The sequence below is a fragment of the Methylobacterium sp. HJ2 genome (assembly GCF_056431005.1).
Genome location: NZ_JBWJYM010000007.1, coordinates 273,954 through 286,896, shown reverse-complemented (window position 1 = coordinate 286,896; position 12,943 = coordinate 273,954). Strand labels below are relative to the sequence as shown.

Here is a 12,943-nt window from a genome sequence, read left to right as displayed (position 1 = left end):
CGGCCGGGTCCGATCGTCAGCCCATCGATCGGCCCGAGGCGGCTCCGGAGGCGCACGTCACAGCAGGTGGTCCGGCCGAAGGACGATCTTGGGCGCGGCCCGCTGCGCATCGATGTCACGAAAGGCGTGCGCGCCGTCGGAGAGGGGCCTCCGCTCCAGCCAATCCAGATCACCGAGCCGCCCATCCGCGAGCGCGCCGACGACGTCCCGGAACTCCCGCATCGTGTAGCAGTACGAGCCCGACACGACGATTTCCTGCAAGGTCATCTTGCGGATGTCGAATCCCTCCTCTCCCGGGAGCAGCCCGATATGCACGATCGCCGCGCCCGGCCGTGCCAAGCGACTCGCCGCGGCGCGGGTCGCCCGGCTGCCGACGGCGTCGAGGATCAGATCGGCGCTATCGGAATCCGGTTCGCCGGTCTCGCCCGGCGCGTAGACATGGATACGCGGGACTCCGCGGGCGACGACGGCACGCCGCTGCGCGTTCGGCTCGCCCAGCCAGATCTCGCCGGCGCCCTGCATCGCCAAGACGAGCGCGGCTCCGAAGCCGATGGCGCCCCCTCCGAGCACGATGCAGCGCAGGCCCGACAGGGGCTGGCCGAGCAGTCGCCCGCCCTGGTTGACGGCGTGATAGGAGACGGCGAGCGGTTCCGCCAGAGCCGCGTGCTCGATCGACAGGCCGTCCGGCACCCCCACGAGGTTGCCCTCCGGCACGCAGACATACTCCGCGAAGGCACCGGGGCGGGGCGGCATCGAGAGGATCTGCCGCGTCGGGCAGAGATGGCTGCGGCCTGCTTGGCAGGCCGTGCAATGGCCGCAGGTGACGAGCGGGTTCACCGTCACACGCTCGCCCGCCCGAGGGCCGTCCGCGATGATCCCGGCCGCCTCGTGCCCGAGGACGAGGGGTGCCGGCCGCCGGGCGTCATGCCCGTGGAACGCATGCATGTCGGAGCCGCAGATGCCGACCGCCTCGACGCGGACAAGCACCTCTCCGGGGCCGGGCGTCGGCCGCGGCAATTCCTGCAGCTCCAGAGCGTACGGGCCGGTGTAGACGAGCGCTTTCATCGCGGAAGCCGTCCCCTTACTTCGCCGTGTAGCCGCCATCGACCGCGAGCGTCTGCCCGGTGACGTAGGCGGAGGCATCGGAGGCGAGGAAGACCGCCGCACCGTGGAGGTCGGCAAGCGCGCCGTTGCGGCCGCAGGCCGTCTGGGCGGCATTGCGCGCAGCGCGCTCGGGATCGTCGAAGACCGCCCGCGTCAGCGGCGTCGGGAAGAAGCCGGGTGCGATCGCGTTGCAGGTGATTCCTCGCGCCGACCAAGCCTCGGCGATGGCGCGGGTGAGCTGCACCACCGCCCCCTTGGCCGCACCGTAGGGGGCCGAGTTCGGGAAGGCGCGGTAGGATTGGAGGGAGGCGATGTTCAGGATGCGGCCGAAGCCGCGCTCCGCCATCGCGGGGGCTAGGGCTTGCGTGAGGAGGAACGGGGCCCGCACGTGCAGCGCCATGTGCAGATCGAACGCCTCCGCCGTGACCGCGTCGAAGGGCTGGCGCAGGTTCACGCCCGCGGCGTTGACCAGAATGTCGATGCGTCGCCCGCCGAGCCCGCGCACCGCGTCCGCGATCGCCCCCGCCCCCGACAGGTCGACCGGCAAGCTCTCGCAGGCGATCGCGTCCGCGCGCAGCGCCGCGGCCGCCGCGGCGAGCTCGGCCTCCCGTCGGGCCGACAGGATCAGGTCGGCCCCGGCAAGGCCGAGGGCCCGGGCGAGGGCGAGCCCGATCCCGGAATTGCCCCCGGTCACCAGAGCCGTGCGACCGGTGAGATCGAACAGCGCGGCGAGGCGGAAGCTCATGCGCTCACCGCCACGCCGAGATCGAAGCCGTGGTCGGGGAAGTACTTGGCGAGCCTGTCGTCGGCCGTGCGGGCATGGGCTTCCATGCCCTCGAGACGCGAGATGCGGGCGGTCGCCTGGGCGATCGTCTTGCAGGCCTCCCGGTCCATCCGCTGCCACGTGAGCGGGCGGAGGAACTTGTGGACCGAGAGGCCGGCCGAGTAGCGGGCGGCGAACTTCGTCGGGAGGATGTGGTTCGGCCCCGAGGTCTTGTCGCCGAAGGCGACCGTCGTCTCCTCGCCGAGGAAGAGCGAGCCGTAGTTGCTCAGGGCGCCGAGCCACCAGTCGAGGTCCGCGGCGTGGATCTCCAGGTGCTCGCTGGCGTAGCGGTCGGAGACCGCGACGATCTCCTCGCGGCTGTCGCAGACGATCACCTCGCCGTAGTCGCGCCACGCCGCCCCCGCCGCGTCGCGGGCGGTCGGCGGCAGGGCCGCGATCAGCTGGGGCACCCGGTCCATCACAGCCTCGGCGAGCGCGCGCGAGGTGGTGAACAGCCAGGCGGGACTCTCGTGCCCGTGCTCGGCCTGGCCGACGAGGTCGGATGCGACGATCGCCGGGTCGGCGGTCGCGTCGGCGATCACCGCGACCTCGGAGGGGCCCGCGAACACGTCGATGCCGACGCGCCCGAACAGCATGCGCTTGGCCTCGGCCACGAACTTGTTGCCGGGACCCACGATGATGTCGGCCGGCTTGCCCGTGAACAGGCCGAAGGCCATCGCGGCGACCGCCTGAACCCCGCCGAGCGTCATGATCACGTCGGCGCCGGCCACCGTCATGGCGTAGAGGACGTAGGGGTGGATGCCCGCTCCGCGATACGGCGCCGAGCAGGCCACCACGGTCGGCACGCCCGCGGCCTTGGCGGTTGCCACGGACATGTAGGCCGAGGCGATGTGGGCGTAGCGCCCGGTCGGCACGTAGCAGCCGGCGACGTTGCAGGGCACGAGCTTCTGCCCCGTGGTCAGACCGGGCAGCAGCTCGACCGAGAAATCCCGGATGCTGTCGCGCTGGGCCTCGGCGAAGCGGCGCACCTGCCCCGCCGCGAAGGCGATGTCGCGCTTCACGCTCTCCGGCACGTCCCGGATGCGGCGCGCGATCTCCTCGGGGGAGACCACGATCGCGCCGGTCCACTTGTCGAGGCTGCGCGCGTAATCGCGCACCGCGTCCTCGCCGCGGGCTTCGATCGCGGCCAGCATCTCGGTCACGACCTTGCGCGCCGTATCGGTCTCCGTCTCCGGCGTCTTGGTCGCGCGCTTCACATGCTCGATGGTCATCTCGGGTTGGCTCCGGTGTCGGCTGACGGGCTTGCGCGCCCGTGAAGGGGGGCGCTCAGCGCTGGCGGGCGCCCGCGTCGAACTCGGTGGCGAAGGTCTTCAGCGTCGGGTCGTCGGCGACGCGCTTCAGGAAGGCGTCGTCGATGTAGCTCTTGGGATCGGGGGCCTGCGGGATGGTGCCGACCTCGGCCATGAAGCCGCCGATCCGCGTGAACCAGCCATCCATCTCGGACGGGCCGCCCGTCCGCGCCATGGCCTTGAGCTGCTGGTCGAGGGAGAAGGTCGGGCGCAGCGCGAATTCCTGCTCGATCGCCGCGTCGGAGACCTCGACGCCGCCCTCGGCGTAGAAGCGCTTGGCCATGGCCCGCGCCTCCGCGGGGTTCGCCTTCGCCCACCCCCAGCCCCGCAGGTAGACCGCGAGCGCCTTGGCGACCTGGTCGGGATGGGCCTTCGCGTAATCGGCGCGCGCCACGAGGGCGCCGGGAACGACCGCGCCGGCATCCGCCCCGCTGCACAGGACACGCGCCTTGGCCTTCTCTTCCAGCGTGTAGGTGTTGGGCGCCCAGACGCCGACCACTTCCCCGGCATCGGCGATCACCGCCGAGATGATCTGCGCCTGACCGAGATTGACGAAGCGCAGGTCGCGTGCCGACAGGCCCCATTTCTTCAGGCAGTTGCGGGCGGCGTAGTCGGCGGTCGAGTTTGTGGTGACGAGGAGCTTCTGGCCGGCGAGCTGCTTCGGGTCCTTGAGGATCGCATCGTAGCGGTCGCCCTTGACCATCAGGACGTTGGTCTTCGACTCGTCGTTGGTCAGACCGACCGTCAGGAGGCCGAAGCGGGCCGCGCCGAGGATCGCCGGCACCGAGCCGGTGCCTCCGACATCCCAGGAGCCGGCCTGAGCCGCCGCGACCTGGGGCGCGCCCGCGGGGAAGACCGCGAAGCTCGGGTCGAGCCCGACCTGCTTCCACCAGCCCTTCTGACTGGCGACGTAGTAGGGCAGCGCCCAGTAGAGGGAGGGCTGGTAGGAGACGCCGATCTTCTGCGGACCGGCGGCCTCCTGCGCGGCGGCCGGCAGCGGCGCGAGCGCGAGCGCGCCGGCGAGCGCGACGCCTGCCAGCCTGTGGGCCGGGCGCCTGCGTGGCGCGGTGCCCCCGAACGGCGTTCTGGCCATGATGCATCTCCCTCTGTTTGCAGGATGCGCGGGCCGGCTCAGTGGCCGACCCCGCCCTTCTCCTCGCGCAGCGACTTCCAGATGTGCGTCCGCAGGTGGACGAAGGATTCGAGGTCCATCACGTCCTCGATCCGGGCGTGGTCCTCCCAGCGCTCCGCCTCGCGGATCGCCTTGACGTCGACGATCTCCTTGATGCGGCCCGGGCGCCGGGTCATCACGGCGACCCGGTCGGCGAGGTAGACCGCCTCCTCGACGCCGTGGGTGATGAACAGGACGGTGCGCGGGTTCTTCCGCGCGAGGCGGACGAGTTCCTCCTGCATCACCACCCGGGTCTGCGCGTCGAGGGCGCCGAAGGGCTCGTCCATCAGCAGCACCTCGGGCTCCAGCACGTAGGCGCGGGCGATCGCCACGCGCTGCTGCATGCCGCCCGACAGCTGGTGCGGGTAGGCATCGGCATAGGCCGAGAGCCCGATCATCCCGATCGCGGCCGCGACGCGCTCCGCGCGCTCGGAGGCCGGCATCCCCTGGTTGCGCAGCCCGAAGGCGATGTTCTGCGCCACGGTCTTCCAGGGGAACAGCGCGAATTGCTGGAACACCACCGCCCGGTCGGGCCCGGGCGCGGTGACAACCTTGCCCCCGACCGTGACGCGCCCACCGGTCGGCGCCTCGAAACCGGCGGCGAGCCGGAGACAGGTGGTCTTGCCGCACCCGGACGCGCCCACGATGGCGACGAACTCGCGGTCGGCCACCGTGAGGTCGATCCCGTCGAGGGCCTTCACCGCCCCGCCGAAAGTCTTGTCGACCCGCTCGAACCGGATGCAGCTCATCGCTCGTCCCTCACGCCTGTCCGAGATGCGCGCGGATGCGGGCCTCGACGAACCGCAATCCCAGATCGATGGCGAGGCCGACGAGGCCGATGGCCGCCATCCCGACCATCACCGTCGTGGTCGAGACCGCCCCTTGAGCCTGCACCATCATGTAGCCGACCCCCGTGGAGGCCACGATCAGCTCGGCGCCGACGAGGGATTGCCAGCCGAGGCCGGCGCTGATGCGAAGGCCCGCCACGATCGACGGGAGGGCGGCCGGCAGCATCACCTCGGCGATCACCCGGTGGCCCGGCGTCCCGAGCATCGCCGCGGCCTCGAGGAGCCGGCGATCGACGTAGCGGGCGCCCCGGTAGGCGTTGATCAGGCAGGGCGGGAAGGCGCCAGCGAAGATGATCAGGAGCGGGCCGCCGACGCCGGTGCCGAACCACAGGGCGGCGAAGGGCACCCAGGCGATCGGCGCGATGAAGCGGAGCGCATCGAAGATCGGCGTGACGATGTCGTCGAGCAGCCGCGACCAGCCCATCATCAGGCCGAGCGGGATGCCGACGAACGCGGCCAGCAGGAAGCCGCCGAGAAAGCGCTGCAGGCTGGAGGCCAGATGGGCGGGGAGCGTGCCGCCGGCGAACGGCGTCGTCACGAGGCGGACGAAGCGCTCGGCCACCTCGAGCGGGCCCGGCAGGAACAGGTGCGGCACGAGGCCCGAGCGCGCGAGGCCGTCCCAGAGGCCGAGGAACGCCAGGGTGCCGACCGCCCCGAGAAGCAGGGAGCGGCCGAGCGGCAGGGGCTGGCGGTAGGCGATCATGCCGTCGCGTCCCGAGCCCAAACCACCGCGCGCCGCTCGGCGAGGCCGAGGAGCGCGGTGGTCCCGGCCCCGAGCACGCCGACCGCGGCCATGCCGACGAGGATCATGCCGGGATAGAGATCCTGCTGGGCGACGTTCAGGACGTAGCCGAGCCCGGCCAGCGAGCCGACGAGCTCGGCCGCCACCAGGGTGGTCCAGCTCGCCTGCAGGGACAGGCGCAGGCCCGTGAAGATCATCGGTGCCGCCGCCGGCGCCAGCACCTCGAGGACGAAGCGCAGGCGCGGCGTACCGAGCATCTGCGCCGCCTCGACCACGGGGGGCAGCACCGCGCGCACCCCGGCATGGGTGCTGATCACCGCGGGCGGGAAGGCGGCGAGGAAGATCACCAGCACCTTCGCCTCGTCACCGAGGCCGAGCCAGAGGATCGCCAGCGGGATCCAGGCGAGCGGCGGGATCGGGCGCAGAACCAGGAAGACCGGGTTGATCAAGGCCTCGGCGATCCGGTTCCAGCCCATGAGCAGGCCGAGCGGCACGCCGAGCGCCACGGAGACGACGAAGCCGATGGCGACGAGCTTCAGCGAGTGCAGGATGTGGATGAGGAGGGTCGCGTCCGGATAGCCGCGACCGAAGGCCTGGATCGCGGCGGCCTCGACATCGCCCGGCGCGGGGAAACGGCCCGCCGAGACGAGACCGAGACCGCTCGTGGCGACGTACCAGAGAAGCGCGAGGACGAGCAGCGTCGTCGCGCCGACATAGGTTCGGCGGCTGAGCCTCACGAGGTTTCCTCTCCCGTCGGCGGCTGCTTTGGTGCGGCTCGCCATGCCTCATTGTACATGAAAGCGCTTTCATTAGAATTCCGACTTCGAGCGCTGTCAAGAGCGGCTCCGCCCGCGCCGGCCCTTGTTTGTCAGAGCGGAATTCGGCTAGATTCCCGTTGATCAGGGCGCCTCGGCATGTCGTGAATGCGCATTCGAAAATTTTTATGGATGCAGGCGACCGAGGTTCGCGGCCCGTGAAACGGATCACACGCCCGACCCTGCAGGCGGTCGCGTCGCGCGCCGGCGTCTCGCCGGCGACGGCCTCGCGCGCCATGGCCGGCTCGCGGGCGGTGCATCCCGAGACGGTGGAGCGTGTGCGTGCCGCTGCGGCGGCGCTCGGCTACCTGCCGGGGGGGCCGGCCCAGGCCCTGGCATCCGGGCGCACCCGCACGATCGGCGCGATCATCCCGACGCTCGATCACGCGATCTTCGCCCGGGCCGTCCAGGCCCTGCAGACGAACCTCGCACGGCACGGCTACCAGCTGCTGATCGCGGCCCACGAGTACAGCGCGGCGCAGGAGGCGGCCTCCGTCCGCTCGATGCTCGGGCGGGGGGTCGACGCATTGACGGTGGTGGGGGCCGATCATCTGCCCGAGACCTGGGCGCTGCTCACCGAGGCGCCGATCCCGGTGGTTCTGAGCTGGTCGTTCGACGAACGCCTCGACGCGATCGGCTTCGACAACGCCCGGGCCGGCTACCTCGCCGCGCGCCACCTCGTCGAGCTCGGGCACGGGCGCTTCGGCATGGTCTCCGGCTTCACCGAATCGAACGACCGCGCGCGCCTGCGCATCGCGGGTGCGCGGCGCGCCCTGGCGGAGGCCGGGATCGACCTGCCGAATGCCCGGATCGCGCAGGCGCCCTTCACGCTCGCCGGCGGTCGGGCCGGTCTGTCCCAGCTCCTCGGCCTCGCCGAGCCGCCGACCGCGGTGATCTGCGGCAACGACCTCCTGGCGGTCGGCGTCCTCCTGGAGGCGGAGCAGCGGGGCCTGCGCGTCCCACTGGACCTCTCCGTCGTGGGCATCGACAATCTTGAGATCGCGAGCCACATCGCGCCGCCGCTGACGACGGTTCACCTGCCGACGGCCGAACTCGGGCGGGAGATCGCGGACCATCTGCTCGCGCGGCTCCGGGGCGAGGCGCGTCCGCGTTGCATCGAGATGGCGATCGAACTGGTCGAGCGCCGCTCCTCCGGACCGCCGAAGGCCGAGGCCGACAGGCGTCTTCCGATCTCGCGGGCCTAGGGCGGATTCCCGCGACGAACCGGCGGATCTCGCATCGGACTGCTCGCCCGGTCCCCGGTCCCGGGCCGGGGTGCGACGGATCGAGCCTGACGCGCAGGGGCTCTGTCGCCCGGGATCGCCCGGGATCGGCCGTCGCGCGCATCGGGCGCACACAGGATCTTGAGACGGCTGCCGTTCGCTCCTCATCGCCGAGCGGGAAGCCGGGGCTCGCCCGTTTCGCTCTCCTCCGGTCCGACCGTCTCAGGACCGGGCCGACGACCTACCACGCCCCGAGGCGCGTCAGGCGGCAGCCGATCGACTCGTCGGTCCGCCACGCGACCTCGCAGATGCCCGAACCGTAGCCGGAGGCGTGCAGCAGGAAGGTGTTGGGCACCCGCTCGGTCGCCATCATGGTCAGGCGGACGCCGGTCTCCGACAGGTCGTGGATCACGCAGGGCATCGTGCTGTGCTCATCGATGCTGATCACCCCGGCCTCGACGACGCGGGTGCGGGCCTCACTGCGCCGCTCTTCCATGGGCCTACACTCCGGGCAACGCTTGCGACGATCAGTATGCAACCGAAGATTGGAAGGCTGGGTGTAGCCGATCACTCAAATGCAAGCGGCTTCACGAGACCGTCATGCGTGCCGACCTGCCCGCCGCCGCGGCGATCCCACTGAGCGAAGCGTCGGCGCTAGAGCGCACTAGACGCTGAGCCGCACATCCCTGCGTGGGCAACGCGGCCGAGGCGCGCTAAGTGCATGCTCCCGTTGCAAACTTTGGAGCCGAATGGCGGAGACGGAGTCCGCCCAACCCGATTGTCCAGCAAGATGCCGCGGCCGCCGAGGAAGGCCGAAACGTCAGCATCGTCAGCCTCATAGAACCTAGGTTGGGGAACGGCTGGGCTCCGAGAAGATCCATTGCAATCCGCGGGCAGCCAGCCTGTAATGTGGTAGAAAATGTGGGTGGCCGAGTTCGGTGGACCGATCGATGGGAGGCAAGGGCAAGCATCCTGAAAAGGCACTCAGCACCGTTCAAGTTCGCGCCCTCAAAGAGTCGGGTCGCTACGCGGATGGAGGCGGTCTGTACCTCGTCGTGGAGCTAACAGGCTCGAAGCGGTGGCTGCTCCGCACAGTCGTTCAGGGCCGGCGCCGAGATATCGGCCTCGGCGGGTTGAGCCTCGTCAGCCTCGCCGAAGCCCGCGAAAAAGCCCTCGCCATTCGGAAGGTTGCGAGGGAGGGCGGAGATCCCCTCGCAGATCGGCGCAAGGTCCAGGTCGCGATTCCGACTTTTGCTGACGCAGCTGAGCAGGTCCATGGCGAGCACAAAGCCTCCTGGGCCAATGCCAAGCATGGAGCGCAATGGATCAACACTCTCCGAACCTACGCCTTTCCGCATTTCGGGAGCCGTCGGGTTGACCAAGTCGGTACCCCTGACGTTCTGCGTGCGCTCGCTCCGATTTGGCTGACGAAACCCGAGACAGCGCGACGCGTACAGCAGCGGATCAGGACGGTGCTCGACTGGGCAAAAGCAGCTGGGCACCGAACCGGCGAGAACCCGGTTGCTGGCGTTGCGAAGGGTCTACCGAAGCAGAGTGAGCGGGTACAGCATCACGCTGCGCTACCCTATGCTGAAGTGCCGGCGTTCGTTGCGCGGCTCCGATCCTCTCCAAAGCGGGCAGAGTTAGGCTGCTTGGCGTTCGAGTTCCTGATCCTGACAGCGGCTCGAACGGGCGAGGTGCGGCGCGCAGAGTGGGCTGAGATCGACGAGCCTAACGCGCTCTGGATCGTGCCCGCCGGCCGCATGAAGGCAAAGCGCGAGCACCGTGTCCCGCTCAGCAAACGCGCACTTGCCATTCTGGCGCAAGCCCGAGCTCTGACGAGCGACAGCAGCCTCATTTTTCCTGGACGCTCGGGGAACAAGCCGATGTCGGACATGGCCTTCGAGATGACCCTGCGCCGCATGGGGGTGTCTGTCACCACGCACGGCTTCCGATCGTCGTTTCGCGACTGGGCTGCTGAGGCTACAAGCTTTCCGCGAGAGGTCGCCGAGATGGCACTAGCGCACGCAGTAGAGAGCAAGGTTGAGGCTGCCTACCGGCGCGGCGACCTCCTCGCAAAGCGTAGAGAGATGATGGAACAGTGGGCTGAATTTTGCGCCTAATTCGCGCGCTGTGACCGATAAGCAAGATCTAATTAGTCGTCAGACTTGAACAATTCGGGGACAGGTTCACGAGTGTACTTGACCTGCTTGGCTGCCTTTGACCCAGGGTAAATCCATGCTTCAAGGGTTTGATGAAGCCGTTCTTTCACGAGAGTGGAAGGATGCGGCTCGAGAGTAGATACAGCATGGGAGCGCCACTACGACGGTGGAAGTCCGCAGGCGGTACAGCTTAGCCAAGCGAGCCTGAGAGCAGCGGCGGCCCTTCACGGCGTCAGCTTGAAGATCGTTGCAAAGTGCAAGAAGGGGTTCTCGGTGTCTGAACGAAAGGCAGGATTAACGAAAGCCCGAGCCTTATTGCTGTAGTCCGAGGGCGGGGCGGTTCCGCCCGCATCCATTATTGGGTGACCTCCTGCACGCGCCTACCATCTGCCCGGATCCAGCCTTCCGTCTACGTCCGTTGTCGAGGAACGGACGCTGGGTTGGGTCACAAACTTATCAAATGCTCGAAGCGAAGTGGCGGGTTACAAAAAAAACCTGGATCGATTCCCGTCTCGGATCGGCAATGACTCACGCAGCGGTCTGAACGACATGGCCACAATCAAAAATCAGCCAACTCGGAAGCGCATCGTGCGCAGACGCCCCGGAATACGTCCAACCGTCGAGCAGAAGGCCGGGTACATCAATCTGATTTTACGCGACTCCCTCGCTGGCCTGAGCATGCCAGAAATTGCCGAAAAGCACGGACTTTCAACAGCGTCTGTTTACCGATGGACTCGCGGTAAGGAAGAGGAAAACGTACAGCATGCACTCAATATAAAAGCGGCGAAAAATGTGTTAGACGTTGAACAGTCTATCGCCATACTAACTGGATCTGAGTCTTCTACGGATGTTACATATCGTGATGCGCTGTTTCAATACCTCACATGGCTGCACTGGCCAGCGGAACTTGAATATCATATCGCGGCGATGATCCAATGTACAACATCATATTTGATGCAAACGCATAAGATCAATAATATTGGCTTATTAAGCCAGGAGGAGAGTTCTAGTCTTTTTAGATACCTAACCCTCGATGTGGCCCATAGATTCAGCTCAATACACGCAGCGTTCAACCCGGACTTCGAAATTGTTACAAATGGGACGAACAGATATGATGACCGCCAATTTTATGCGCAAATTACAAATTACTTGCTAAGCGAGGGTATCGAAGTTTCGAACAAGATACATAAGCCGAACCTCGCCAGCTTACATTTATTGATTGAGGCCGGAGTTTTCAATCCGAATTGGGCAATGTCCGAACGCACATTCGAGAAATATTGGAGAGCGAGAGCCGCCTCACTTCCTTTCATATACGTTGAGCATTATCATTCGGCTTTGGATTGGTCGCTAAATCCGCAGGATACTGAATTTGCAAAAGCGGTTGACGAATGCATGTATAATAGAAGTACCCTCCGACGTTATTTTGGTGAGGTGAAATGGGTTATGCAAAAGCTCAATGACATCCTCGACTCACGGGCGAGGGCGCGCATAAAGTTTCCTCGAATGCCGAAGGACATTAAAGCCATTGCAGTCGAAATTCCGGTCCTGCCCGAGGCATTGCAAGCGAAAATGGTAGAGGTGATCAGATGAGTTAACTCACTGATTTGTATGGATTTTTGTGGCGCAGCAATCAACCAGCCTGTTTAGGAGGCTTCTCGCGGATCATTATTTACCTGTCAACCAAAGCAATCCAGCTAAGAGTTGATAGGAGAAAATCAGTGCATACAGCAAAAACTACCGTTCAAGCCGAGCCATTTGTGCTCCGGGAAGGCGGATATCTTCGTCTGAGCCAGATCCTATACCCTGGTGGACCTCTACCAATCAGCCGATCGTCTTGGTGGGAGGGCGTTCGCATCCGTCGCTATCCGCAACCAGTGAAGTTAGGTCCGCGGATGACTGCATGGCGCTGTGAGGACATCGCCGCCCTCGTTCGTGCGATCAACGACGGGAGGGCACAATGATGAGCAAGGGAGAGAGAACCTCAAAAGATTCACGATCGAATCGTCAGTCGCTTAAAGCGACTGACCTCCAGCCTCAGCTCACTGTGGTGGAAGCAGTCGGAAGTGTTCGTGAATATCTGAAGACGTTGTCTTCCAATTACCGGAAAGGGTTGAACTGGGCACTCGTCGATGCAGCTCGTATTGCTCTCCGCCTCCAGCAGAATCGACAAGAATGGGAGAAGTTCACCACTAATTCTGAGTTGGCGAAGCGGCTGCGGGGCACAAAACCTGACCCTAAAGCCCCCCTCCGCAGCGTCCTGCATTGCGTCGTCGGGGGAAAGCGAAAGGCTCGAACTAAGACCGTGAGTAAGTACAATCGGGCGATCGGTCCGCTTCTGGCGGAGGGTATATCGATTAATAGACTGGCCAACGAAATCAAGGACCGCGGCGGCATTGAAGCTCTTTGCAGAGCCCACGCTAAGCCGTCGGCGAGGGCTGCAAGACGCGATGAACAGCCATCCAAGATGAGCTCGGAAGCGTTCCCGACTGACGATCTGATGGGCGAAAATCGAGAGGAGCAAGACGTTGATCTTGAGGGCTGCTCGCCTGCGGAAAAAAGTCCAGCCGTTTCGAAGCCTCAAGCGGACGTTGCAAAGAAGCCGAGGACGGTTACCGTCGAGGTCACAGAGAAGCAGTTCCCTAAACTGATGGGCCTCAAGGTCGGTGAAAGCGCGAAACTACGGATAGAGCGTATTGAGGGTCCTGGAGCCTGGAAGCGCTTCAAGCTCAAACCGATCCGCTGAAA

12 protein-coding genes are annotated in these 12,943 nt (G+C 66.2%); 4 read left to right on the top strand and 8 right to left on the bottom strand.

The features are described 5' to 3' along the window. Positions 1 to 57: 57 nt before the first annotated feature. The 7 genes from ACS5RC_RS18455 to ACS5RC_RS18425 are packed head-to-tail and all read right to left on the bottom strand — an operon-like array spanning position 58 to position 6,735. Positions 58 to 1,065, bottom strand: a complete 1,008-nt coding sequence (locus ACS5RC_RS18455) for a zinc-dependent alcohol dehydrogenase (protein WP_478345352.1) — start codon at positions 1,063 to 1,065, stop codon at positions 58 to 60. A gap of 16 nt (positions 1,066 to 1,081) precedes the next feature. Further along, on the bottom strand, positions 1,082 to 1,849 hold the full coding sequence (locus ACS5RC_RS18450; RefSeq protein WP_478345351.1) for an SDR family oxidoreductase: 768 nt from the start codon (positions 1,847 to 1,849) through the stop codon (positions 1,082 to 1,084). Continuing rightward, positions 1,846 to 3,159 (bottom strand): sulfopropanediol 3-dehydrogenase, encoded by a 1,314-nt coding sequence (gene hpsN / locus ACS5RC_RS18445; RefSeq protein WP_478345350.1) that lies wholly within the window; start codon positions 3,157 to 3,159, stop codon positions 1,846 to 1,848. Before hpsN ends, ACS5RC_RS18450 begins: the two co-directional genes overlap by 4 nt. 55 nt (positions 3,160 to 3,214) lie before the next feature. Next, on the bottom strand, positions 3,215 to 4,330 hold the full coding sequence (locus tag ACS5RC_RS18440) for an ABC transporter substrate-binding protein (protein ID WP_478345349.1): 1,116 nt from the start codon (positions 4,328 to 4,330) through the stop codon (positions 3,215 to 3,217). 38 nt (positions 4,331 to 4,368) lie between these two features. Further along, positions 4,369 to 5,157: an ABC transporter ATP-binding protein gene (locus ACS5RC_RS18435; protein WP_478345348.1), complete on the bottom strand. Its 789-nt coding sequence runs from the start codon at positions 5,155 to 5,157 to the stop codon at positions 4,369 to 4,371. 10 nt (positions 5,158 to 5,167) lie between these two features. Beyond that, entirely contained in the window at positions 5,168 to 5,959 is a 792-nt protein-coding gene (locus ACS5RC_RS18430) for an ABC transporter permease (RefSeq protein WP_478345347.1), read from the bottom strand. After that, complete coding sequence (locus ACS5RC_RS18425; protein WP_478345346.1) at positions 5,956 to 6,735, bottom strand: ABC transporter permease; 780 nt, start codon at positions 6,733 to 6,735, stop codon at positions 5,956 to 5,958. Before ACS5RC_RS18425 ends, ACS5RC_RS18430 begins: the two co-directional genes overlap by 4 nt. A 236-nt stretch (positions 6,736 to 6,971) precedes the next feature. On the opposite strand from ACS5RC_RS18425, the gene ACS5RC_RS18420 reads away from it, so the two are divergent. Further along, positions 6,972 to 8,018 (top strand): LacI family DNA-binding transcriptional regulator, encoded by a 1,047-nt coding sequence (locus tag ACS5RC_RS18420; protein WP_478345345.1) that lies wholly within the window; start codon positions 6,972 to 6,974, stop codon positions 8,016 to 8,018. Between the two features lie 259 nt (positions 8,019 to 8,277). Here ACS5RC_RS18420 and ACS5RC_RS18415 read toward each other — a convergent pair whose 3' ends face one another. After that, a complete protein-coding gene (locus ACS5RC_RS18415) occupies positions 8,278 to 8,532 on the bottom strand; it encodes a PilZ domain-containing protein (RefSeq protein WP_478345344.1) in 255 nt (84 codons plus the stop codon). A 454-nt stretch (positions 8,533 to 8,986) separates the two neighbouring features. Here ACS5RC_RS18415 and ACS5RC_RS18410 point away from each other — a divergent pair, with 454 nt between their 5' ends. The 3 genes from ACS5RC_RS18410 (at position 8,987) to ACS5RC_RS18400 (ending at position 12,941) form a co-directional block, all read left to right on the top strand. Then, entirely contained in the window at positions 8,987 to 10,159 is a 1,173-nt protein-coding gene (locus ACS5RC_RS18410; RefSeq protein WP_478345343.1) for a tyrosine-type recombinase/integrase, read from the top strand. 513 nt (positions 10,160 to 10,672) lie between these two features. Further along, a complete protein-coding gene (locus ACS5RC_RS18405) occupies positions 10,673 to 11,788 on the top strand; it encodes a helix-turn-helix domain-containing protein (RefSeq protein ID WP_478345342.1) in 1,116 nt (371 codons plus the stop codon). A 367-nt stretch (positions 11,789 to 12,155) separates the two neighbouring features. Then, on the top strand, positions 12,156 to 12,941 hold the full coding sequence (locus tag ACS5RC_RS18400; protein ID WP_478345341.1) for a hypothetical protein: 786 nt from the start codon (positions 12,156 to 12,158) through the stop codon (positions 12,939 to 12,941). The last annotated feature ends 2 nt before the right edge of the window (positions 12,942 to 12,943 follow it).